This window comes from Micromonospora sp. RTBAU3-60, from assembly GCF_054963695.1.
In genome coordinates this window covers 443121-465916 of record NZ_JBUEGB010000001.1, presented here as the reverse complement: position 1 = coordinate 465916, position 22796 = coordinate 443121, and the positions used below count along the sequence as shown (strand labels likewise).

Annotated in this window: 17 protein-coding genes; 12 read left to right on the top strand and 5 right to left on the bottom strand. The window is 73.9% G+C overall.

Annotation, left to right across the window (positions count from 1 at the left end; genetic code table 11):
- Positions 1-2: 2 nt before the first annotated feature.
- A complete protein-coding gene (locus ACY34I_RS01885) occupies positions 3-1865 on the bottom strand; it encodes a polysaccharide biosynthesis protein (protein WP_462751815.1) in 1863 nt (620 codons plus the stop codon).
- Positions 1866-2052: 187 nt separating this feature from the next.
- On the opposite strand from ACY34I_RS01885, the gene ACY34I_RS01880 reads away from it, so the two are divergent.
- Positions 2053-3510: a tyrosine-protein kinase domain-containing protein gene (locus ACY34I_RS01880; RefSeq protein ID WP_462751813.1), complete on the top strand. Its 1458-nt coding sequence runs from the start codon at positions 2053-2055 to the stop codon at positions 3508-3510.
- On the opposite strand, the gene ACY34I_RS01875 is transcribed toward ACY34I_RS01880, so the two are convergent.
- Positions 3491-4045, bottom strand: coding sequence for an arsenate reductase/protein-tyrosine-phosphatase family protein (locus ACY34I_RS01875; RefSeq protein ID WP_462751811.1), 555 nt, complete (start codon positions 4043-4045; stop codon positions 3491-3493). The two genes, ACY34I_RS01880 and ACY34I_RS01875, sit on opposite strands and share 20 nt — an antisense overlap.
- A gap of 144 nt (positions 4046-4189) precedes the next feature.
- Here ACY34I_RS01875 and ACY34I_RS01870 point away from each other — a divergent pair, with 144 nt between their 5' ends.
- From ACY34I_RS01870 to ACY34I_RS01855, 4 genes are all read left to right on the top strand, one after another.
- Positions 4190-5416 (top strand): glycosyltransferase family 4 protein, encoded by a 1227-nt coding sequence (locus tag ACY34I_RS01870; protein WP_462751809.1) that lies wholly within the window; start codon positions 4190-4192, stop codon positions 5414-5416.
- A 126-nt stretch (positions 5417-5542) separates the two neighbouring features.
- Complete coding sequence (locus ACY34I_RS01865; RefSeq protein WP_462751807.1) at positions 5543-7324, top strand: DUF4012 domain-containing protein; 1782 nt, start codon at positions 5543-5545, stop codon at positions 7322-7324.
- A gap of 15 nt (positions 7325-7339) precedes the next feature.
- Positions 7340-7972, top strand: a complete 633-nt coding sequence (locus ACY34I_RS01860) for a carboxypeptidase-like regulatory domain-containing protein (RefSeq protein ID WP_462751805.1) — start codon at positions 7340-7342, stop codon at positions 7970-7972.
- Between the two features lie 121 nt (positions 7973-8093).
- Positions 8094-8513 (top strand): protein-tyrosine phosphatase family protein, encoded by a 420-nt coding sequence (locus ACY34I_RS01855; RefSeq protein ID WP_148799918.1) that lies wholly within the window; start codon positions 8094-8096, stop codon positions 8511-8513.
- A gap of 10 nt (positions 8514-8523) precedes the next feature.
- Here ACY34I_RS01855 and ACY34I_RS01850 read toward each other — a convergent pair whose 3' ends face one another.
- Complete coding sequence (locus ACY34I_RS01850) at positions 8524-8682, bottom strand: hypothetical protein (protein ID WP_462751803.1); 159 nt, start codon at positions 8680-8682, stop codon at positions 8524-8526.
- Here ACY34I_RS01850 and ACY34I_RS01845 point away from each other — a divergent pair.
- From ACY34I_RS01845 to ACY34I_RS01830, 4 genes are all read left to right on the top strand, one after another.
- Positions 8681-9964 (top strand): D-alanyl-D-alanine carboxypeptidase family protein, encoded by a 1284-nt coding sequence (locus tag ACY34I_RS01845; RefSeq protein ID WP_462751801.1) that lies wholly within the window; start codon positions 8681-8683, stop codon positions 9962-9964. The genes ACY34I_RS01850 and ACY34I_RS01845 overlap by 2 nt on opposite strands.
- Before the next feature lie 63 nt (positions 9965-10027).
- Positions 10028-11788, top strand: coding sequence for a lysylphosphatidylglycerol synthase domain-containing protein (locus tag ACY34I_RS01840; RefSeq protein ID WP_462751799.1), 1761 nt, complete (start codon positions 10028-10030; stop codon positions 11786-11788).
- A 9-nt stretch (positions 11789-11797) separates the two neighbouring features.
- Positions 11798-12229 (top strand): hypothetical protein, encoded by a 432-nt coding sequence (locus ACY34I_RS01835; protein ID WP_462751797.1) that lies wholly within the window; start codon positions 11798-11800, stop codon positions 12227-12229.
- On the top strand, positions 12226-12957 hold the full coding sequence (locus tag ACY34I_RS01830) for a polysaccharide deacetylase family protein (RefSeq protein WP_148799910.1): 732 nt from the start codon (positions 12226-12228) through the stop codon (positions 12955-12957). The genes ACY34I_RS01835 and ACY34I_RS01830 overlap by 4 nt, the downstream gene beginning before the upstream one ends.
- Positions 12958-13023: 66 nt before the next feature.
- Here the strand turns inward: ACY34I_RS01830 and ACY34I_RS01825 are convergent, their stop codons facing one another.
- Both ACY34I_RS01825 and ACY34I_RS01820 read right to left on the bottom strand, forming a co-directional pair.
- Complete coding sequence (locus ACY34I_RS01825; RefSeq protein WP_462751795.1) at positions 13024-14106, bottom strand: sensor histidine kinase; 1083 nt, start codon at positions 14104-14106, stop codon at positions 13024-13026.
- A complete protein-coding gene (locus ACY34I_RS01820) occupies positions 14087-14740 on the bottom strand; it encodes a response regulator transcription factor (RefSeq protein WP_462751793.1) in 654 nt (217 codons plus the stop codon). Before ACY34I_RS01820 ends, ACY34I_RS01825 begins: the two co-directional genes overlap by 20 nt.
- 261 nt (positions 14741-15001) lie before the next feature.
- On the opposite strand from ACY34I_RS01820, the gene ACY34I_RS01815 reads away from it, so the two are divergent.
- From ACY34I_RS01815 to ACY34I_RS01805, 3 genes are all read left to right on the top strand, one after another.
- Positions 15002-20137 (top strand): IPT/TIG domain-containing protein, encoded by a 5136-nt coding sequence (locus ACY34I_RS01815; RefSeq protein WP_462751791.1) that lies wholly within the window; start codon positions 15002-15004, stop codon positions 20135-20137.
- Between the two features lie 71 nt (positions 20138-20208).
- Positions 20209-21468, top strand: coding sequence for a multicopper oxidase domain-containing protein (locus ACY34I_RS01810; RefSeq protein WP_462751789.1), 1260 nt, complete (start codon positions 20209-20211; stop codon positions 21466-21468).
- A gap of 13 nt (positions 21469-21481) precedes the next feature.
- On the top strand, positions 21482-22783 hold the full coding sequence (locus tag ACY34I_RS01805; protein ID WP_462751787.1) for a multicopper oxidase domain-containing protein: 1302 nt from the start codon (positions 21482-21484) through the stop codon (positions 22781-22783).
- Positions 22784-22796 lie beyond the last annotated feature (13 nt).

The window sequence follows — 22796 nt, the reverse complement described above, 5'->3', positions numbered from 1 at the left end:
GCTCAGCGCTGTCCGGGCAGCACCGGCAGCGACACGCCGACGTGGTCGCAGCGCGCCGCCAGCCGCTTGATCAACTCGTCCGGGTCGGCGTACGGGTCCAGCCCGCGCACCTCCTCGGGGGCGAGCGCCGGCACCCGTACGTGCGAGATGAGCGGGTGCAGCGGGCGGCTGTCCGCCTCGTCGGCGCCGAACAGGTGCTCGTGCAGCTTCTCGCCCGGCCGCAGGCCGGTGTAGACGATGTCGACCGGGTGGTCCGCCTCGGCGGCGAGCCGGCGGGCCACGTCGGCGATGCGTACCGGCTCGCCCATGTCGAGCACCAGCGCCTCCCCGCCGCGGCCGATGGTGGCCGCCTGGAGCACCAGGTGCACGGCCTCCTGCACGGTCATGAAGTAGCGGGTCACGTCCGGGTGCGTGACGGTGATCGGCACCCCGGCCCTGATCTGCGCCTGGAACGCGGTCAGCACCGAGCCCCGGCTGCTGAGCACGTTGCCGAAGCGGACGCTCAGGTATGCCCCGCCGAGCTGGTCGGCGAAGTGAGCGGTGAGCCGCTCGGTGATCCGTTTCGAGTAGCCGAGCACGCTGGTCGGGTTGGCCGCCTTGTCGGTGGAGATGTTGACGAACTCGGCGACGTCCCGGCACGCCTCGAGGACGTTGAGGGTGCCCCAGACGTTGGTCTTGATCGCCTCCCCGGGGTGCCGCTGGAGCATGGTGAGGTGCTTCAGGGCCGCCGCGTGGAAGACCACGTCCGGCTGCCGGTCGGCGATGATCCGGGCGATGCCCTCCGCGTCGCGGATGTCGGCCAGGATCAGCTCCGGGCCGTCCAGCAGCGCCCGCCCGTGCAGGGACATCTGCAGGGCGTGCAGGGCCGACTCGTCCCGGTCGAGCATCATCAGCTCGCCCGGCTCGGAGCGGGCGATCTGCCGGCACAGCTCGGAGCCGATGGAGCCGCCGGCGCCGGTGACCAGGACCCGGCGCCCGGCCAGGCCGCTGCGTTCCACGGTCAGCTCGGCCACCCGCTGGGCCCGCCCGAGCAGGTCGGTGAGCTGCATGTCCCGGACGTCGGTGACGGCGACCGGGCGGTCGAGCAGTTCGCGGACCGGGGGGAGGACCTTGAACGCGGCGCCGGCCTGGAGCGTGCGGGCGCGTACGTCCCGCAGCAGCGCCGCGTCCGAGCCGCTCATCGAGAAGATCACCGTGCCGGCCCGGGTCGTCGTCACCGCCGTGGCGATCTGCTCCCGGCCGCCCAGCACCCGCAGCCCGTCCAGGCGCAGCCCCCGGTTGGCGGGGTCGTCGTCGAGCAGGCCGACCGGCCGGTACCGGCCCTGGGAGTCGCTCAGGAGCACCCGGACCAGGCGCTCACTGGCCGCGTCCACGCCGTAGACGAGGCACCGCTCGGCGGTGCGGACCGGCTGGCGGTGCCGTTCCTGCCGGGCCCGCCAGGCGGCGCGACCGGCGGCCATCAGCACCAGGGCGACCGCGCCGCCGAGCAGCGGGGTGGTGGCCGGGGCCGGCCGCTCCGTCCACGGCGGCAGCAGCAGGCAGGCCAGCGTGGCCAGGACGGCGATCCCGGCCCGGCCGGCCAGCCCGCGGGCGTCGCCGGCGCTGCCGATCGGGTGCCGCCCGTACATCCGGAAGCGCAGCAGGGTGAGCACCACGTACAGCGCGGCGCAGCCGAGCGCGACGGTCAGCACCCGTACGCCGCCGACGGCGGTCAGCTCGAACTCGTAACGGGTCCAGGCCGCGCCGAGAAATCCGCCGCACCACGCGGCGGTGTCCAGCGTTAACAGAGACAGGGTGGCCGCACGGCGGGTCACCCTGTCGCGGGGCCGGGCGGCGTCTTCGGCGGCGGTTGCTTCGCGATCCATCGTTGTCCTCTGCGTCCGAACCGGGAATGGAAGGATTTAGACCGTATGTGCGCTTCTAATCGTTTACATTCGTCCAGTCGCTTACTGTGATGTATAGGCGCTTTCGATCCTGGCACGGCTACTGGGCGTTTTAGGGGGCTTTCGTGCAGTTTCATCGGCTGATCGGCGTGTCGCGAGGGGGAGGGTGATGGACGTTCTCAGCTACCTGCGCCTGGTCCGACGCCACTGGTGGATCGTCCTGATCACCGTGATGGTCGCCCTGGCGGCGGCCGCCGTGATCACGGTCCGGACGCCGCCCAGCTATCAGGGCTCGGTGACCTTCTTCGTCACCACACCCAGCCAGGGGGTCACCGACGCCTATCAGGGCGGCCTCTTCCTCCAGCAACGGGTGAAGTCCTACGCCGACCTGCTGACCAGTGACCGACTGGCGCAGAGCGTGGTGGCGGAGAGCCCGCTCGGGCTCACCGCCGACCAGGTGCAGCGCCGGATCAGCACCTCCACCGAGGCCGGCACGGTGTTGCTGAAGGCCACCTTCACCGACACCGACCAGACCCGGGCGCTGAAGACCACCGAGGCGCTCTCCGCCAGGTTCGTCGACCTGGTGCAGAAGGTGGAGACGCCGCCGGACGGCAAGTCGCCGCCGGTCAAGCTGGAGGTGGTGAGCGGCCCCCGGGTGACCTCCACTCCGATCGCGCCGCAGCCGGTGCGCAACCTGGTCATCGGCGGGCTGCTGGGCCTGCTGCTCGGCGCGGGGCTGGCCGTGCTGCGGGGCGTGGCCGACGTGCGGATGCGGGACGCGGCCGCGCTCCAGCGGGTGACCGGCAGCCCACTGCTCGGCGAGATCCCGTTCGAGTCCGGCGCCAAGGCGGCCCCGCTGATCGTGGGCGAGGCGGCCAACTCTCCCCGCGCCGAGGCGGTCCGCAAGCTCCGCACCAACCTGCGCTTCGTGGACGTGCACGAGCCGGCCCGGGTCATCGCGGTCACCAGCGCCCTGCAGGGCGAGGGGAAGACCACCATGGCGTGCAACACCGCCATCGCGTTGGCCGAGGCGGGCTGGCGCGTACTGCTCATCGACGCCGACCTGCGCCGGCCCAAGGTCGCCGACTACCTCGGGGTCGACGGCGGGGTGGGCCTCACCGACGTGCTGGTGGGCGACGTCCAGGTGGGCGACGTGGTGCAGCGGTGGGGCGACAAGTCGCTGCTCGTGCTCCCCAGCGGTGCCACCCCGCCCAACCCGAGCGAGCTGCTCGGCTCGAAGGCGATGGCGGACCTGCTGGTCGCGCTGCGGGAGTCGGCCGACATCGTGGTCATCGACACGGCGCCGCTGCTCGCCGTCACCGACGGCGTGGTGGTGGCCGTGCAATCGGACGGTGCGTTGCTGGTCACCCAACAGGGGCGGACCTCGCGCAGCCAGGTGGCCGCCGCGGCCCGGGCGCTGCACTCGGTGTCGGTCCGCCTGCTCGGCTGTGTGCTGAACATGGCCAAGGTGGCCCGGGCGGACGCCTACCAGTACGAGGCGTACAAGGTCGTCGTACCGCCGGCCGGGCCGTCCGTGCCCACCGACCGGGCGGGTGTCACCCGGCGCGGCGAGCACGGGGCGCCGCCGGCGGACCGTACCCAGGAACTCACCCGGCTGTCCGGATGAGTGCCAACACGGGTCGGATCGACCGCTCGATCTCCTCAGCGCAGCGCCGGAAGTCGACGGGCGAGCCGCCGATCGGGTCGCGCAGGTCGTCCGCGTCGGGGGTGGCGGGCTGCAGCCGCCCCCGGGCGCGGGCGGCCGCCGCCACCGCCGCGCGGAGCGTGGATCCGCTGCGCGTGGCAGGGACCTCGGCCGCGGCGGCCAGCCGGGCGAACTGGCGCAGCGTGAAGGTCCGGTGCAGCGCGGCCGGGGCCAGCGCCGTGCAGACGGAACGCTGGCGGCGGGTGGCGGCCAGCACCAGGGTGGCCCCGGTCAGATGCTCCGGGCGCAACCGCCGGGCACGGAACGTCGCCGGATCCGCGCCGGTCCCGGCCGCGACCGCGACGGCGTACGGGTGCATGGGCGCCCCGTCGACCGCGTCGATGCCCGCGCTGGCCACGGTGACCGGGACATCGCGGAGCAGCCGCCGGGCGAGGAACTCGGCCATCGGGGACCGGCACATGTTGGCGTGGCACACGAACAGCACCCGGTCGACCATCGGCACCCCTCTCGTCGGCACGGTCGCGCGGCGGATCGCCGCGACGGCAGGGTTCGGGCGGTCGCGGCCGGACGCAGAGGGGATGCGTGCATGGTATGGGGTGCGCCGGGTCGGGTGGGGCGATAACGCACGGGGAGCACGGCCATGAAGATCGGCATCCTGTCGTACCACTTCCCGCCGGAGCCGGCGTTCATCCCGGGCAGCCTCGCCGAGGAGCTGGCCGCCCGGGGTCACGAGGTGCGGGTGCTCACCGGTTTCCCGGACTACCCGGGTGGCCACGTCTATCCCGGCTGGCGGCAGCGGTGGCGGCACCAGACGCACAGCGAGCGGCTGACCGTCCGCCGGGTGCCCCGGTACACCGGCGGCGACGGATCGGCCAGGGCGCGGATGGCCAGCTGGCTCTCGTTCGCCGGCAGCGTGGCGCTGACCGGCCGCCGCTACCTCGGTGACGTCGACGCCCTGTACGTCTTCCAGCTGCCGGCGGTCACCTTCGCCGCCGCCGCCCTGGTGCGGCTGCTCGGTCGGGTACCGACCGTGCTGCACGTGCAGGACGTCTGGCCGGAGGACGAACCGTCCCAGCCGGACGAGGGCCGCCGGTGGTCCGGGCGGCTCGGGGCCACCCTGCGCCGGATCTACCAGGAGGCCGGCGGCATCGCCGTCACCGCACCGTCCATGCGGGACCTGGTCGTCTCCGGCGGTGCCGACCCGGACCGGGTGGGGGTGGTGCTCAACTGGACCGACGAACGGGTCTTCCGGCCGACCGAGCCCAGCGCGGCCGCCCGGCAGCTGATCCGCCGCGACGGCCGGTGCGTGGTGATGCACGCGGGGACGATCGGCGTACGGCAGGGCCTGGAAACCGCGGTGCGCGCGGCGGCCGCGCTGGGCGACCGGATGGATCTGGTCCTGGTCGGCTCCGGAGCGGAGGAGCGGCGGGTGCGGGGGCTCGCCGCCGAGCTGCGGGCGGACAACGTGCGCTTCGTGGAACGACGCTCGCCCTTGGACATGCCGGCGCTGTACGCGGCGGCCGACTACCAGCTCGTCGTGCTGCGCGACCTGCCCGAGCTGCACGGGATGGTGCCGGGCAAGCTCCAGGCCGCACTCTCCTGCGCGTCGCCGGTGGTGGCCTCCGCCGGCGGCGACACGGTGGCGCTCGTGGAGCGGGCCCGGGCCGGGTTGTCCTGCCCGCCGGAGGACTGGGCCGCGCTGGCGGACCGGTTCTGGCTGGCGTCGACGATCCCGCCGCCCGCCCGGGTGGACATGGGCCGCCGGGGGCGGGACGCCTACCTGCGGGAGATGTCGTTGCGGGCCGGCGTCGACCGGATCGAGCAGATGCTCCACGACGTCTCCGCGTCGGCGCGCGTACGCCGCTAGGGCGAGCCGTTATCGCCAAACAGGACGCGCGGCAGCAAAGCGCTTAATTACGCCCTGATCGAGTTCCCCTTTGTGGTAGAAAGCGATCTATCGACAAGTCTGTCCGGTTCGGCCTGGAGGAGTGGTGTGGCGGAGAGCGGTGTGTCGCGTCGCCGGCGACGGTCTCGCGGGCGGAACCGGGCCCGGATCCGGCGCGTCCTGCTCATCGGGCTGGTGGTCGTCTCGCTGCTGTTGACGGCCGGTGGCTGGGTCGGCTTCCGGGGTTGGCAGGCCCGCGCCCACCTGCTCAACGCGGCGGGGCTGGCCAAGGAGCTCAGCTCCCAGGTGGTGGGCGGCGACGCCGGCCGGGCCCAGCGGACCCTCGCCGCGCTCCAGGAGCAGGCGGCCGCCGCCCGGGGCGCCACGGGTGACCCGGGCTGGTGGCTCGGCCAGCAGACGCCGTACGCCGGGGACAACCTCTCCGCCGTGCGCCGGATCGCGGTGGCGGTGGACGACCTCGCGCGACTCGCCTTCCCGACCCTGCTCCGGATCGACCTCGCCTCGCTGGTGCCCAAGGAAGGGCGACTCGACCTGGCCCGGCTGCGCACCGTCTCCGCGGAGGTGTCCGCGGCGGATCGAGCGGTCCGGGAGACGAACGAGCGGCTGCGGGCGGTGCCGACGGGCGACCTCGTCGGGCAGGTGCGCGACGCGTTGACCGGGCTGCGTGGCGAACTCGACCGGCTCGCCGGCCTGACCGCCGCTGCGGACCAGGGCGCGCGGTTGCTGCCGCCGCTGCTCGGTGCCGACGGTCCCCGTCGCTACCTGCTGGTGTCACAGAATCCGGCGGAGTTGCGGGCCACCGGCGGCATGTTCGGCGCGTACGCGGTGATCAGCGCCGAGGGCGGCAAGATCCGGATGACCGGGCAGGGCGCCTCCGCCAGCATGGAGTACTTCGACCCGCCGTTGCGGGTGGATGCGGAGATGCGTCGGCTCTGGAACGACCTGCCGGGGACCTTTCCGGCGGACGTCAACCTCAGTCCCGACTTCCCGACCGCGGCGGCGCTCTACCGCGAGATGGTCCGTCGGCGCACCGGGACGACGGTGGACGGGGTGCTGGCGGTGGATCCGGTGGTGCTGTCGTACCTGCTCGGCGTCATCGGTCCGGTGGCCGTGCCCGGCCGCCCGTCCCTGGCGGCGAAGACGGTGGTCCGGACGCTGCTGAGCGACTCCTACCGGGACCTGGACGTCAAGGCCCAGGACGCGTACTACGCGCAGGCGGCTTCGGCCGTGTTCGACTCGCTCTTCACCAAGACGGTCAATCCGCGGGAAGTTTTGACCGTTTTCGCCCGTTCTATTACTGAACGTCGGATATTGTTCTGGAGTGTCCATCCCGAGGAGCAGCGCGTCCTGGGCGACAGCCCGTTGACCGGGACGCTCCCCGAGAAGGACACCGTGCCGACGGTCGGCGTCTTCCTCAACGACGGCAGCGGCGCGAAGCTCGGCTACTACCTGCGGTTCTCGGCAAACCTGACGGTCGGCGACTGCCAGCCCGACGGGCGCCGAGAGCTCCGGCTGCGCGTCACGGTGCACTCCACCGCGCCGCGGTCGGGCCTGGACAAGTCGGTCACCGGCGCCGCCCTCGCCGGCGACCCGTACACCGCCCGCACCCTGGTGTCGGTGTACAGCCCGACCGGAGGGGCGGTGCTCGGCGGCCAGCTGGACGGACGACGCACCGCGATGGGCGCCGGGACTGATGGCCGCCGCCAGGTGACCGTGGCGACCGTCGAGGTCAAGCCGGGCCGGACCCGGACCCTCGACGTCACGCTGCTCACCGGGCAGACCGGCGCCGGCAGGGCCGAGCTGGTACTCACGCCCACCGTCACCCCATGGACCACCCAAGTTGTAACCGCACCAAGCTGTGACCAGTAGTAGGAGGGAATCCACATGCGGCTATCCCGCATCATCATGGCGCTCACGGTCGGCCTGGCCGTGGCGGCCGCGCCGACCGCGGCCGGGGCGGCGCAGCCGCAGCCACCGGTCTACCCGCCCGTCGTCGTCCTTGAGCTCGAGAACCCCACCATCCACCTCGGCGGGGTCTTCGTGCTCCACGGCCGCGGCATGGCGCCCCGCACGACGGTCAGGATCCACGTCGAGATCGGGCCGTTGCCGGTCGCCGCACCCGCCCAGGGCACGGTACGCCGCAGCGACGGCAGCACGGTGGCAATGGCCCCGGTGGCGTACGCGCAGCCCCAGCCGGCGCCGACGGACTTCACGGTGACGACCAACAGCGCCGGGACGTACACCGTGGAGTACCGGCCGAACCGGCCGGGGCGGTACACCTTCACCGCCACGGGTGAGGCCGCCGACGGGCGCACCGTCACCGGCGAAGCCACCGGGACCGTCCTCCCGCCGCGGCCGACCCGGCCGCCGCACGGTGGCGGCAACCTGCCGGTGACCGGTTCCAGCGTCAGCACTCCGATGAAGCTCGGCGGCGGCCTCGCCGGCGCGGGTGTCGTCCTGCTGCTGCTCTCCCTGGCCTGGCGTCGTCGCGGCCGCTTCGGGATGGGCTCGCGCTGACGGAGGCGCGCCGGGCAGGGCCCGGACCGCGACGGGTGCCCGCCGGACCACGTCCGGCGGGCACCCTCGTGCGCGGGGCCGGCGGCCGCCGGTGCCGGGCGGCAACCGGCACAATGACCGGATGGACGCGGGCGAGCACTGGACCGATCGCGCCGGGCTGGTCGTGCTGCCCGGCGGCGCCACCGTACGCGGCCGCCGGATCGGCGCGCCGGCCTCGCCGGCCGATTTCGCCGTGCTGCTGGCCGCCGGCCCGACCCCGCCCTGGCCGCACCGGTGGGTCCGCTGGCCCGACTTCTGGGTGCCGCTCGACTCCGCCGACGCGCGGGAGGCGCTGCGGGAGGCATGGCGCCGGGCGTACGCGGGGGAGCGGGTGGAGGTCGCCTGCCGGGGCGGGGTCGGGCGGACCGGCACCGCCCTGGCCGCGCTCGCCGTCCTCGACGGGCTCGCCCCCGAGCAGGCGGTGGCGTGGGTACGCGCACACCACCACCCGCGCGCGGTCGAGACCCCGTGGCAGCGGTGGTGGCTGCGCCGGCTGCCCTGAGCCGGCGCGGTCAGCGGTTCACGTAGGCGCGCAGGTGGCGGGCGGTGAGCTGTCCCGCGCCCGGGGCGGGCTCGCCGGTTACCCCGCGCGACCGGCGGCTGGACGCGGCGTGGCGGACCCGGCCGGGTGTCACCGCGACGCGATCTTGCGGGTTAGTCTCCCTGGTCATGAGAGCTCGGGCCCTGGCCGCCTGCACCGCCGCCGCCCTCCTGGGCACCGGGACGGCCGTCCCCGCCGCGCCGGTCGCGTACGCCGCACCGACGAGGCAGGGCGCAGCCCCGGCACCCGTGCCCTGCCCGAAGGCGCCGGCCCCGAAGGCGTCCCGCCCGCCCCGACCGGTGCCGCCGCCGAACGTGCCGGCGGACCGGGTGGTGGGTGGTGAGCGGCTGGACACACCCGGGTTGGTCGTGCCCGACGGGGCACCCGCGCCGCCGGCGGTCACCGCCACCTCCTGGCTGGTCGCCGACCTGGACACCGGCGCGGTGCTGGGCGCCTGCGGGCCGCACGAGTACGGCACCCCGGCCAGCACCCAGAAGCTGCTGCTCGCGGCCACCATGCTGCCGAAGCTCGACCCGAAACAGGTGGTCACCGTGACCCGGGACGACCTGAAGATCGAGCCGGGCAGTTCCGCCGTCGGCCTGCTCGTCGGCGGGAAGTACCCCGTCGAGACGGTGTGGCTCGGGCTGCTGCTCAACTCCGGCAACGAGGCCGCCAACGTGCTGGCCCGGCTCGGCGGCGGCGCGGACGGCGTGCCGGGCGGGGTGCGCGCGATGAACGAGGAGGCGCACCGGCTCGGCGCCCGGCAGACGCACGCCGTCACCCCGTCGGGGCTGGACGGCAAGGGACAGTTCACCAGCGCGTACGACCTGGCGCTCATCGCGCGGGCCTGCTTCGCCAACCCGCTGTTCCGCCGGTACGCGCTCACCGAGCGCACCCAGATCCCGGCCCAGCCGGCCCTGAAGAAGGGCGGCTTCCAGATCCAGAACGAGAACCAGCTCATCTACCGCTACCCGGGCGCCCTCGGCGGCAAGACCGGCTTCACCGAGCTGGCCCGGCACAGCTACGTGGGCGCCGCCGAGCGCGGCGGCCGGCGGCTCGTGGTCACCCTGCTCGGCGCCGAGGCCCGCCCGGTACGCGGCTGGCAGCAGGGGGCCCAGCTGCTCGACTGGGGATTCGCCCAGCCCCGGGACGCGTCGGTCGGCCGGCTGGTCAAGCCCGGCGAGCTGGCCGAGGCGGAGGCGGCCCCGAGCGGCTCCCCGGCCCCGTCGACCACGGTCACGCCGGCGCCCTGGCGAGGGCCGGCCGGTAACGCGCTGGCGCGGATGGCCGACGGTGACTGGCAGGTCATCGCGCCGGTCGCCGGCGTCCTCGCCCTGGCCGTCGGCGGTGTGGTGGCCGCGCTGGTCGCCCGCCGGGGCCGGTCCCGCCGGGTCGGCCGCCGCCGCGCCTGACCCGGCGGACGGATCGGCGCCGTTGTCGCCCGACCTGCGCCGGCCGCGTCCTATGGTCGGAGCATGCGGGACAGCGGCGGGGCCGGCGCCGCCGCGCGGGTCCGCCAACTCCTCGCCGACCGGGGTGTCCCGGTGCGTGCCCTCGAGCCGCTGCCGAGCGACCGTCGCGGCTCCCGCCCCTGGCGGGTCGGCACCGACGACGGCCGCTGCCTCTTCGTCAAGCTGACCGCCAGCCGGCAGCGGGACGCGGGACGCCTGCGCCGGTGGTACCGGAGGCTGCGTTACCGCCACCTCCCCGACGGTCCCCCGTACGGCACGGCAGTGCGGAAGGCCGAGCACGAGGCGGAGCTGCTCCGGCGCGCCGCGCGGGCCGGGGTGCGGGTGCCGAGGCTGCTGGACGTGACCACCGACCCGGCCGGGGAGGGCCTGCTGGTCGAGGAGTTCGTGCCCGGACGTCCGCTGGACACCCTCCGCCCCGGCGAGCTGGGTGCGGACGCGCTGGCCGACGTCTGGCGGCAGGTGGCGCTGCTGCACCGGGCCGGGCTGGCCCACCAGGACCTGCGCGGCGGCTGCGTGCTGGTGACCGACACCGAGGCGCGACTGGTCGGGCTGGCCGCCGCCGTCGACCGGGCCAGCCCCGAGCAGCGCGCCCATGACCTGGTCGAGCCGCTGGTCACGCTCGCCGCCCTGGCCGGCGTACGCCCCACCGTCGCGGCCGCGGCCACCCACCTGGGCGCCGACGCGGTGGCCGACTGCCTGCCCTGGCTGCAACCCGCGCTGCTGTCCCGGGCCGGGCGGCACGCGCTGGGCGCCTCGCCTGGCCTGCTCGACGAGCTCCGCGACGAGATTCTCCACCGCTGCCCGGGCCGCCCCGCCCGGCCGGCCCGGGTGGTCCGGTTCACCGGCCGGGGCATCCTCCTGGTCGTCATGCTCGGCGTCCTGGGCTACCTCGTGTTCGCCCAGACCGGCCAGGTCGCCATGGCCCTGGAAGCGCTGCGCCGCGCGATGCCCTGGGCGGTGGCCGGTGCGCTGCTCGCCGCCGCGGCAACGTACCCGATCAGCGCCCTGGCGCTGCGCCTCGCCGCCCCCGGGAGGATCCCGTTCGGCACCACGGTGGCGGTGCAGGTGGCCTCGGCGTTCGTCAACCGGCTCGCGCCGGGCGCCGTCGGCGGGGTCGCGCTCAGCCTCCGCTACCTGCGTCGGCAGCGCCTGCCGCTGCCGGTCGCGGCCACCGCGATCGCCGTGGACCGGGCCGCGGGCGCGGTCGCCTTCGCGCTGCTGCTGCCCGTCCTGGTGCCGTTCGTCCCGGGCTCCGCGCAGCACCTGGGCAGCGCGGCCGTCGGTCGGGGCCGGATCCTCCTGCTCGTGGTGCTCGCGCTGCTCGCGCTGGCCGTCGTGGCGTTCGGCGTACGCCGGTGGCGGACCCGCGTGCGGCAGGCCCGCCGGCAGGCGCTCGAGGCCCTTCGCCTGCTCGTCCGCAGCGGGCGGATGCTGCGGCTGCTGCCGGTCGGCGTGGCGCTCACCGTGGCCTACGGGGCCGCGCTCTGGCTCGCGTTGCTCGCCGTCGGGCTGCCCTCCGCTCCGGCGCTGATCGCGCCCGTGGTGCTGGTCTCCGCGCTGGGGGAGGGCGTGGCCTCCGTCGCGCCGACCCCCAGCGGACTGGGCGCCACCGAAGCGGCCCTGGTCTCCGGGCTGCTGCTCTACGGGGTGCCGGTGCACACCGCGGTCGCCGGGGTACTGATCTACCGGCTGGCCACCTTCTGGCTGCCGGTGCTGCCCGGGTACGTGGCACTGCGCATGTTGGTCCGCCGACGCGCCGTCTGAGGCGGACGCGTGGATGCCGTGGCCCTGGGTATGCGCCGCCACATGGAGAGCGCCGGACGGATTGTGGTGATCTCCGCGGACATCGGCGCCGGCCACGACGCGGCCGCCGTCGAGCTGACGCGGCGGCTGCGCGGCCGGGGCTTCGTGGTGGGCCGGCTGAACTTCCTGGCCGTGCTGCCCCGCCCGGCGCGCTGGGTCTTCCGCGAGGCGTACCGGGGCATCCTGCGGTGGCTGCCGTGGGGGCACGACCCGCTCTCCGCCCCCACCAGCCGGTCCCGCTTGTCCGTTTCGGTGCTCCGCGCGCTGTTCCGGCCGCTCCAGGCCCGGATGCCCGGGAACGCCGGAGTCGACGACCGCAGCCACCGCCCGCTGGTCGACTCGCTCGGCGACGCGGTCGCCGTGGTGGCCGCGCTGCTGCAGTCCACCGGCGGTCTCCGGTGAGCGCCGGACCCGTCGTCCGGGCCGGCTGGGCCGCGGCGGCCGCGCTGCCGGCGTTGCAGGTGGCGCCGGTGGTGACCGCGCTGCCGCCCGTCCGGCGGTGGTTTCTGCCCGGACTGCACGGGGTGGGCCCGCCGGACCGGGTCGCGCTGACCTTCGACGACGGTCCCGACCCGGAGTCGACCCCGCGGTTTCTGGAGGTGCTGGCCGCGCACCGGGTGCGGGCCACCTTCTTCCTGCTCGGCGTGATGCTCCAGCGAGCCCCGGAACTCGGCCGGGAGATCGTCGCCGCCGGCCATGAGGTGGCGGTGCACGGGTGGGCGCATCACAACCTGCTGCTGCGCGGGCCGGCGGCCACCGTACGCGACCTGGCCCGCGCCCACGCACTGATCGCCGCGGTGACCGGCCAAACACCCCGGTTCCTGCGCCCGCCGTACGGGGTGCTCACCGGCGCGACCCTGCTGGCGGCGCGCAGGCTGCGGCTGGAGCCGGTGCTGTGGAGCTGCTGGGGCCGGGACTGGACCCGCAAGGCCACCGGCGACAGCGTGTACGACACCGTTCGGGCCGGACTCTCCGGCGGAGGCACGATCCTGCTGCACGACTCCTCGTGCGCCGCCGCGCCGGGCGCCTGGCGGGCCGGGCTGGCCGCCCTGCCGCGGGTGCTGGCGGAGTGCCGCCGCGAGGGCTGGACGGTCGGGCCGCTGGGGGAGCACCGGGACGCGGCGCGGTGATCCTCGCGGGCACCCACCGCCGGGGTGGTCCGGGTCGGTCAACGCCCACCGGTGCTGCACGGCCGGTCAGCCGGAGGCCAGCCGCACCGGGCTCTCGGCGGGTTCCGGCCGGGCGGCCTCCGGCCAGGTCGGGCCGGTGGGTGGCGGTTCCGGCACCCGCAGCCCGACCCGGGCGCCACCGCCCGGCCCGGCACCGACGGTGACTCGACCGCCGAGCGCCCCGGCGACCGCCCCGACGGTGGCCAACCCGAGACCGGTGCCGGTGGCGGTGGGGCGACCCGGCCGCCCGGCGAGCAGCTCGGGTACGACGTCCGGCGGGATGCCGCTGCCGGAGTCCACCACCTCCACCGTCCACCCGGTGGCGTCCCGGCGGCCGACCAGCGCGATGCGGTCGCCGGGCCCGGTGAACTTCACCGCGTTCTCAATCAGGCAGTCCAGGGCCGCCTCCAGCCGTTCCGGGTTGACCCGGGTCAGCCCGATGGCCGAGCGGCAGGACCAGTCCCGGTCGGCGGTGGGGGCCCAGCGCCGGGCGATCCGGGCCAACTCGGCGTCCAGGTCGACCCGGCGTACCGGATGCTGCTGCTCCAGCTGCATCAGGGTGACCAGCCGGTGGGTGATCCGGGTGGCCTTGTCCAGCTCGTCGAGGACCACCGCCGTGTCGTCCACCGTGGATGGATCGTCGTGGGCCGTACGTAGCAGCTCCGTGTAGCCGCGGGCGATGGTCAGCGGGGTGCGCAGCTCGTGCGAGGCGAGGCGGACCAGCAGCTCCTGCCGGTGCGCCCGGTCCCGCTCGGCCTCGCCGAGGCGGCGCATCTGATGCAGCAGCACGTGCCGACGGTGCACGTGCCAGGCCATCACGATGAAGATCACCGCCATCAGCGGCTCCTCGGCGGTCTCCTCCCAGCGGATCTCGCCGACGGCCGCGTGGTGGGCCAGGATCACCCCGGTCGTGGTGGTGACCGCGACCAGCGTGGCCACGATCCAGCTCAGCGGCCAGGTGGTGAAGCCGTAGACCAGGGCCAGGCTGATCCAGACCAGGTGGAACGGCACCGTCTCCTGGCCGGGCAGGAACCACATCAACGCCACGTTGACCGCGGCGAAGAGGGCCCAGACCGCGGCCAGGACCCGGTCAGTCGACGGCGTACGCATAGCCCACGCCGCGTACCGTCTCGATCCGGTCGGGGCGGTCCAGCCGGCCGCGCAGCCGGCGGATCGACACGTCGACCACGTTGCTGCCCGGATCGAAGTGCATGCCCCACACGTCGGCCAGCAGCTCCTCCCGGCTGCACGGCCGGCCGGCCCGGCTCATCAGGTGCTGCAACAGCAGGAACTCCCGCAGCGGCAGATCCAGGTGGACCCCGTTGACGGTGGCCCGGCGCCGGTGCAGGTCCAGCTGCACCGGACCGACCCGCAGCCATCGTCCGGCGTCGCCGGCCGGCCGCGCGCGCATCCGGGCCCGCACCCGGGCCAGCAGCTCGGCCACCGCGAACGGCTTGCCCAGGAAGTCCGCCGCGCCCGCCTCCAGCACCGCGACCCGGGTGCTGATCTCGGGCACCGCGGAGAGCACCAGGACCGGCTGTCCGGGCCGCTGCTCCAGCAGCCGGTCCAGCACCTGGCGGCCGTCCAGCCCGGGCAGCATCAGGTCCAGCACCACGAGGTCGAAGTCGCGGCGCAGCGCCGCGTCCAACCCGGTCGTCCCGGACGCCGCCCGCTCGGTGAGCAGGCCGCCGCCCTCCAGCGCCCGGGTGACCAACCGGCCGATCCGCTCGTCGTCCTCGATCACCAGTACTCGTCCCACCGTGCCCCCACAGCCGTCGGTGACTTTCTGGTGCCCTTATGAAGCGCGCGTCGTGTTCATCTACGCCACGGCCGAACGGAGCGCATTCCTGTCGCCGTTCCGACACAGAACGTCGGCGGCCGGATGACGGTCGGATGACGGCGTCGTCATAAACGGTCGTCGGCGGTCCCGGCCCGCCCATGCTCCTCACACCAGGCCGGCCGCGCACCGCCGCGGCCGGTCTCCGCTGACCGAAGGGGTGAGGGCATGGCGCGTCGTTCCGTCTGGCCGCGCTGGTTCGTGTCCGCCAGTTGCCTGCTGCTCGTCGGGTTCGTGGTACCGCCGGGTCCGGCCGCCGCCGAGCCCACCACCGGTGGCATCACCCTCACGGTGGTCAGTGCCCGTACCGTCGGGCCGGCACCCCAGATCCAGCAGGGCGACCCGGTGACCGACTACCGCTGGATGGTCACGGCGGACGACACCGGCGACCCGCACGACGCGCTGACGCACTGCCTGCCGGCCCGGGCCGGGGTGGCCAGCGCGGCGGACTTCGCCGACCACTGTCGCTGGCCCTCGACCCGCAACACCCCCGGTGCGGTTCCGGTGGTCGCCCAGGGCGACCAGGCCACGCTCGCCACCGGTACGGCGCTGGACGGCCTGCCGGCCGGCCGCTACCTGATCTCGGTGACCGCCGACGGCTACAAGATCGACGGCGAACACTTCTCCGTCAGCCCGGGTCAGACCACCGCGGTGACCGTCGGCATGCAGCCGTACCCGCTGCCGCTCGGCACGGTCCGACTGCGGATCTTCGAGGACAGCGTCCCGGTCGACGGCACCTACGAGGTCGGCGCCGAGCGCGGCCTGGCCGGCTTCACCGCCCACCTGGCCGACGTGATGGGCGAGGTGACCGTCGACTACTACGGCAACCCGCTCTGCACCGAGTACGCGCACAGCGCCCCGGACGCCACCCACCCGGCCGGCCAGGTGGTCTTCGACGACGACGGCCGGCCGGTGATCGCGAAGGAGTCCACCGGCTGCCGCAGCGACGCGGACGGCGACATCGTCATCCCCAACCTCGGCCCGGACCGCTACGCGGCCTCGGTCGTCGCTCCCGGCGGGCAGACGTGGGCGCAGACCACCACCCTGGAGGGTGGCCACGACTGGGACGTCTGGGTGCAGGAGAACGACACCGGCTACGACACCGAGCAGACCCTCGGTGGCGAGCCGGTGCCGTACGTGGACTTCGGCTTCGTTTCGCCGAAGGCGCTCACCGGCACCGCCACCGGCGCGATCACCGGCACCGTGGTGCAGCTGTACACCTACATCGGTGGGCAGGGCGGCGTGACGGTGCCGGAGACCGGGGTGGCCGGCGGGAAGGTCGCCGGCCCGGTGACCCGGCCCTGGGTGGCCCTGTCCGACCTCGGCGACGGCGATCAGATGATCTACCTGGACCGGGGCGCCGCCGACGGTTCCTTCCGCATCCCGCACGTGCCCGACGGCGACTACCAGCTGACCGTCTGGGACGGCCCGCAGGAGATGCTGCTCGACTCGTTCAACGTCACGGTCAGCGGCGGGAAGACCGTCGACGTCGGCCTCAAGCCCCTGGCGGGCTGGTTCACCGAGATCACCGGCACGGTCTTCCTCGACACCAACGGCAACGGGAAGCAGGACCCGGGGGAGAGCGGCGTGCCCCGCTTCCCGGTGGTGGTCAAGGAGCGCGACAACTCCCTGATGGACCAGGCCACCAACAACGTGGTCACCGACAGCGCCGGCCACTACGCCATCAAGGAGGTGTACCCGCTGAGCAAATGGCTGGTGCTGGAGGCGTTCCAGACCCGTTACAAGACCACCGGCATCACGTACCAGGCGCCCAACGACCCCACCCCGACCACGCTGCTCGGCGCGGCCGTCGACGTCGACGTGCTGCCCATCATCGGCCTCGCCGGCCGGGTGGACTGGGGTGTGCAGCCGTACCGGGGGGCGGAGAACGGTGGCATCGCCGGCACCGTCACCTACGACACCACCCGCAACGAGCTCGACCCGGCGTACGCGGTCACCGAGCCGTACCAGCCGGGCATCCCCGGCCTCAAGGTCCACCTGTACGCGGTGGTCCGGGACGCCAACGGTGACCCGGTCCGGGACGAGGACGGCTCCCTGCAGAAGGGCCCGGAGCTCAACGACGCGTACACCTCGGAGACCTGGCAGCCCGGCCGCGGCTGCACCGCCCGGATGTTCGACGGGCGTCCGCTGACCGACCAGCTCGCCCTGCCCGACTTCGGCACCGAGGCGAACCAGATGTGCGTCGAGGCCCCGATGATGGGCTTCCAGGCCGCCCCGACCGACAACGACCCGACCAACTTCGGGCAGACCGTCAACGGCAACTACGCGTTCGCCGACTCCAAGCTGAACCTGATCCCGCCGGGCGACCCGGCGAACCCCGGCCCCGACCACGATCTGCCGCTGTATGCGCCGCTGCCCGACGGCCAGACGCAGCCGCTGGTGCCGGACGACTACCTGGTGTCGGTGGAACTGGGCGAGAACCCGGTCGGCGGCGGCCCGATGTACCTGCCCACCCGGGAGGAGGACGTCAACGTCTTCGACGGCGACGGCTTCCTGCCCCAGGAGAACTTCCCGCCCTCGCCCGACCAGGCGACCGAGCAGCCGGCGCCGCCGGACCCGCAGCCCGACCCGGGCGAGCCCCCGTCCCAGGGCAACGGCATCAACTCGTCGTGCGCCGGCGCGCTGCACACCGTGCACGTCACCGACCCCGCTTTCCGCGACGGTGGCGGCAGCCCGTTCGAGGGCCAGCGACGCCCGCTCTGCGACACCAAGCTGGTCGAGGTCCGGGCCGGGCAGGCCAGCGCACCCAACTTCAACCTGTTCACCCCCGTGCCGCTGCCCACCCACTTCTGGGGCCTGGTCATCAACGACCTCGGCCTGAGCCACGACAAGCGCAGCGTCAACTACGGCGAGGCCGAGGGCATCCCGAACATCCCGGTCGGCCTCTACGACTGGGCCGGCCGCCTGGTGGACACCGTGGACACCGACTTCAACGGCATGTACGAGGCGATCGAACCCTCGACCAGCACGTACAACTGCCCACTGCCGGCCGGGCCGTGCCCGAACATGTACCGCTTCGTCGGCAACGACCCCGGCCAGCCCGGGCACCTCAACGGCAACTACAACCCCCGCTACCGCACCATCGCCACCAACTTCCAGGCCTGGCCCGGGCTCTACACGGTGACCGACACCGCGCCGACCGCGGTCGCCCCGGTGGTGCTGTCGCCCGGCTCCGGGCAGCTCGGCGCGGTGCAGTGCGACCCGGCCGGGGACACCCCGCAGCTCTTCGCGGTCTCCCGGCCCTTCCTGCGCAGCACCGACACCGACCGCCGGGTCACCATCACCGGCAGCGGGTTCGGCAGCCGCGGTCCGGGCAGCGCCGTCGTCTTCGACTCGGCCGGCACCGACCCGACGGTGACCGTCAACTCCTGGTCCGACCGGCGGATCGAGGTCACCGTCACCGGTGGCTCGGTCGGCCCGGCGGAGGTGAGCGTCACCGCCGCCAACGGCCAACGGACCACCAACGGACTCACCGTCCAGCTCCTCGGCACCACCTACGGCACCGGCATCGGCGGGGCGGCCAACCCCCGGCTCTTCCAGGTCAGGCCGCCCGCCTGGGCGGTGCGTACCGGGGAGACCACCTACTCCGGCGTGCAGGCGGCGCTGGAGGCGGCGGCCACCATCGGCGGCATCGCGGTCGTCGCCGTCTGGCCGAACAGCCCCGGACCGGACAACCCCACCGGGGCGTACTACGAGAACGTCGTCGTGCACTCGTCGGTCCGCCTCCAGGGCGTCGGCCCCGGCGGCCGGTACGCCGACGGCACGGTGGTCGGCGGGTCCATCCTGGACGGCCGGGCGTTCGGCATCGACAACCCGGCCGGCACCGCGTGGCTGAACCTCGTCGCGTCCCTCCCGCACGCCGGGCCGGCGGCCGTGCCGGACGGCGCGGTGGTGACCGTGCTGGCCCGTCCCGGCCAGTTCAGCTCCGGCAACGCCGTCACCGTCGACGGTTTCCGGATCACCGGCGGCAACCAGTCCGACTTCCCGGGCAACATCAACGCCGCGACCGGCGGGGTGAGCACCCCGTACGGCGCGCCGGGCGCGGTGATCACCCAGGGCGGCGGGATCTACCTGCACGGTGCCGCCCGCTACACCCGGATCACCGACAACGTCATCGTCGCCAACAGCGGCTCGTACGGCGGCGCGATCCGAGTCGGCACCCCGTACCTGAACACCGGCAACGACCACGTCACCATCTCCCGCAACCAGATCCGGGACAACGGCGGCACCAACCTGGCCGGCGGCATCGGCATCTTCGCCGGCAGCAACGCGTACTCCGTCGACCACAACGCCGTCTGCGGCAACTTCTCCGCGGAGTACGGCGGCGGGATCAGCCACTACGGCCTGTCCTACAACGGCCGGATCGCGAACAACCGGATCTGGCTCAACCAGTCGTACGACGAGGCCGGCGGGATCATGGTCGCCGGGGAGCTGCCGTCGGATCCGACGAAGCTCTCGCCCGGTTCCGGCGCGGTGGACATCGACGCCAACGTGGTGGAGGCGAATCTGGCCAACGACGACGGCGGCGGCATCCGGCTGCTCCAGGCCGGCAACGTGCCGATCTCGGTGACCAACAACATGGTGCTGGACAACATCTCCACCCACGAGGGCGGCGGGGTCGCGCTCGACGACGCGCCGGACGTCCGGTTCGTCAACAACACGGTGGCCGGCAACATCACCACCTCCACCGCGGCCACCAGCAACGGCCGCGCCGCCCCGGCCGGCCTGTCCACCACCGCCAACAGTGGCCAGCTCCAGGCCACGCTGCCGGCCGGCGCGCCCACCTTCAGCAAGCCGAAGCTGTTCAACAACATCTTCTGGGACAACCGGGCCGGCGAGTGGAACGGCGTCACCGTCACCGGGATCGGCGCCGCCGACGCCCCGGCCGGCGACACCGTCCGCCACTGGGACATGGGCTCCGCCGACGGGGTCGGCCCGCTGACCCCGACCAACTCGGCGCTCCAGGACACCACCGGCACCACGCTCAGCGGCACCAACCGGGTCGGCGCGGATCCGCGGTTCCGCAGCCCGTTCCCGGTGTCGGTGCAGATCCTCACCTCGCGCACCTTCCCGTCGTTCCGGCAGGCCGTGCTGGTGCTCCAGCAGGTCCCGTTGACCGGCATGGGCGACTACCACCTGGCCGACGCCAGCTCGTCGGCCAGCGACCTCGGGGTGCGCTCCCGCACCTACGGCACCTTCACCGTCACCGCCCCGACGGTCGACATCGACGGCCAGGCGCGCAGCACCACCCGCCCGGACGCCGGCGCGGACGAAGTGCCCTGACCGTCCGCGGGCGGCCGGCGCCCACACCGGCCGCCCGCGGACCCGCCCGTCCCCACCCCGAGGAGGAGATCGTGAGCGATCCCGTACGGCAGCGGCGCATCAGCCGGCGGGCCCTGCTGGCCGGCGTGACCGGTCTGGGCACCTGGGCGGTCCTGCCGGAGAGCGGCTCCGACGCCCAGCTGCGCCGCCCGGCGGCCGTGCTGCCCCGCGCGGTGCCGAACCCGACGGCGACCCTGCACCTGGCGGCCACCGACGGCTGGGTGTCCATGCCGCAGGGCTCCCCGCCGATCAGCCCGTTCTGGCCCGATCCGCTCGCCCCGGCCGGCACCGACCTGTACGTCTTCGGGTTCCGCGACGTGACCGGCCTGTCCGCCACCGAGGTCACCGCGCAGCGCGGCAAGGCGCAGATCAGCGCCCCGCTGCTCGGCTTCGACCAGGAGACCGACATCAAGATCAAGCTGACCAACCTCGGGCTGGCGCAGCGGCCCGACCTGGTCGACGGGCACACCGTGCACTGGCACGGCTTCCGCAACGCCATCCCGCTCTTCGACGGCGTGCCGGAGCTGTCCATCTCGGTGCCGATCGGCCGCGAGTTCACCTACTTCTACCGGCCGCATGACGCCGGCACGTACATGTACCACTGTCACTTCGAAGACGTCGAGCACGTGCAGATGGGCATGACCGGCATCGTCTACGTGCGTCCGACGCAGAACGCCGGCACCGCCGACGTGCCGCCCGGCAGGTACGTCTACAACGACGGCGACGGTTCCACCCGGTACGACCGGGAGTTCGCGCTGATGCTCACCGAGGTGTGGGCCGAGGCGCACTACCGCGACGCGCACATCCAGACCACCGACTGGACCGACTACAAGCCGTCCTTCTTCGCCTTCAACGGCCGCTGCTACCCGGACACCCTCGCCCCGAACGGCGACCCGCTCAGCCCTGCCGCCGGGCGGCTGCGCTACCAGCCGATCTCCTCCCTGATCACGGCGAACGCGGGCGAGCGGGTGCTGCTGCGGCTGGCGAACCTCGGCTACCAGAACCACACCCTCACCGTCGACGGCATCGACCTGCTGGTGGTCGGCAAGGACGCCGCGCTGCTGCGCGGCCGGGACGGCAGCGCCGAGTACCAGGTGACCAACACCGTCGAGATCGGACCGGGGGAGAGCCGCGACGTCATCTTCACCACGCCCGACGCCGGCACGTACCTGCTCTACGACCGCGACCTGACGTCGCTGGCCAACGCCGGCGGCGGGCGGGGCGGGCAGTTGACCGAGATCCGGATCTCACCGCCCGGCACGCTCCCGGCGCAGACCCGGGCGAACGCCTGAGATGGGGGTACCGATGCTTCGTCTCGACCGCCGCCGGTGGAAGCGGCTGAGCGCGGTGCCGCTCGCCGCCGCCATCGTCGCCGTGCTCCTCGTCCCCGCGCCGAGCCAGTCGGCCGCCAGCCCGCCCGCCGGCCTGGAGTGCCTCACCTCCGGCGACAACGCCTTCGACCTCACCGCCAGCGGCGGGTACGCGGCCATGCCGGACGGCAACAGCATCTACATGTGGAGCTACGCGGCCAGCGGCGGCGCCTTCCAGTTGCCCGGCCCGACGCTCTGCGTCACCGCCGGGGTGCAGGTGACCGTGGTGCTGCACAACACGCTCCCCGAGCCCACCTCGATCACCTTCCCCGGCCAGGCGCAGGTGCTCGCCGACGGCCAGCCGGCCCAGCCGGAGACCGACGCCGGCGGCACCCTCACCTCGCTCACCACCACCGCCGACGCCAACTCCGGCTCGGTCACCTACACCTTCACCGCCGGCCCGCCGGGCACCTACCTCTACCAGTCCGGCACCGATGTGCAGAAGCAGGTGCAGATGGGCCTGTACGGGGCCCTCGTAGTCCGGCCGGCCGGGCACCCGGACCGGGAGAACGACCGGGCCGACTCGGCGTTCGACCCCGACCACGAGTACCTCTACCTGCTCGGCGAGATCGACCCGGACCTGCACCTGGCCGTCGAGCGCCGGCGGGCGTACGACTTCACGAAGTACAAGGCCCGCTACTTCACCATCAACGGGCGCAGCATGCCGGACACCATCGCCCCGAACCACGCCGACTGGCTGCCCGCCCAGCCGTACGGCGCGCTGATCCACATCCGCCCGTACGACCCGGTCAGCAACCCGAAGCCAGCGCTGATCCGCTACCTCAACGCCGGCTCGGTCAGCTACCCGTTCCACCCGCACGGCAGCGACGAGCAACTGATCGCCCGGGACGGGCGGCCGGCGCAGGGCCCCGGCGGGCAGGACCTCTCGTTCTCCAACTTCCTCATCGACGTCGCCCCCGGGCAGACCGTGGACACCCTGATGGTCTGGAAGGACGCCGAGCACTGGGACCCGAACGCCAACCCGATCCCGGTGCCGCTGCCGTCGTTGCAGGACCAGATCGTCGGCCCCGGCCCGGAGACCTGGTTCGCGGAGAACCCGTACCTCGGCGGTGAGCAGGGCGAGCTGCCACCCGGCGTGGTGCAGAACAACCAGTGCGGCGAGTACTACCACGTCGCGCACAGCCACGCGCTGGAACAGGCCACCAACTACGGGGCGAGCTTCGGCGGAATGATGACGCTGATCCGCATCGACCCGCCCGCCGGGTGCCCGGCGTGACACGGCAGGGGAG

Excerpts from the sequence above, each read along its gene's own strand:
- ACY34I_RS01885 (WP_462751815.1), bottom strand. The coding sequence starts at position 1,865 with ATGGATCGCGAAGCAACCGCCGCCGAAGACGCCGCCCGGCCCCGCGAC.
- ACY34I_RS01880 (WP_462751813.1), top strand. The coding sequence starts at position 2,053 with ATGGACGTTCTCAGCTACCTGCGCCTGGTCCGACGCCACTGGTGGATC.
- ACY34I_RS01875 (WP_462751811.1), bottom strand. The coding sequence starts at position 4,045 with ATGGTCGACCGGGTGCTGTTCGTGTGCCACGCCAACATGTGCCGGTCC.
- ACY34I_RS01870 (WP_462751809.1), top strand. The coding sequence starts at position 4,190 with ATGAAGATCGGCATCCTGTCGTACCACTTCCCGCCGGAGCCGGCGTTC.
- ACY34I_RS01860 (WP_462751805.1), top strand. The coding sequence starts at position 7,340 with ATGCGGCTATCCCGCATCATCATGGCGCTCACGGTCGGCCTGGCCGTG.
- ACY34I_RS01855 (WP_148799918.1), top strand. The coding sequence starts at position 8,094 with ATGGACGCGGGCGAGCACTGGACCGATCGCGCCGGGCTGGTCGTGCTG.
- ACY34I_RS01845 (WP_462751801.1), top strand. The coding sequence starts at position 8,681 with ATGAGAGCTCGGGCCCTGGCCGCCTGCACCGCCGCCGCCCTCCTGGGC.
- ACY34I_RS01850 (WP_462751803.1), bottom strand. The coding sequence starts at position 8,682 with ATGACCAGGGAGACTAACCCGCAAGATCGCGTCGCGGTGACACCCGGC.
- ACY34I_RS01840 (WP_462751799.1), top strand. The coding sequence starts at position 10,028 with ATGCGGGACAGCGGCGGGGCCGGCGCCGCCGCGCGGGTCCGCCAACTC.
- ACY34I_RS01825 (WP_462751795.1), bottom strand. The coding sequence starts at position 14,106 with ATGCGTACGCCGTCGACTGACCGGGTCCTGGCCGCGGTCTGGGCCCTC.
- ACY34I_RS01815 (WP_462751791.1), top strand. The coding sequence starts at position 15,002 with ATGGCGCGTCGTTCCGTCTGGCCGCGCTGGTTCGTGTCCGCCAGTTGC.
- ACY34I_RS01805 (WP_462751787.1), top strand. The coding sequence starts at position 21,482 with ATGCTTCGTCTCGACCGCCGCCGGTGGAAGCGGCTGAGCGCGGTGCCG.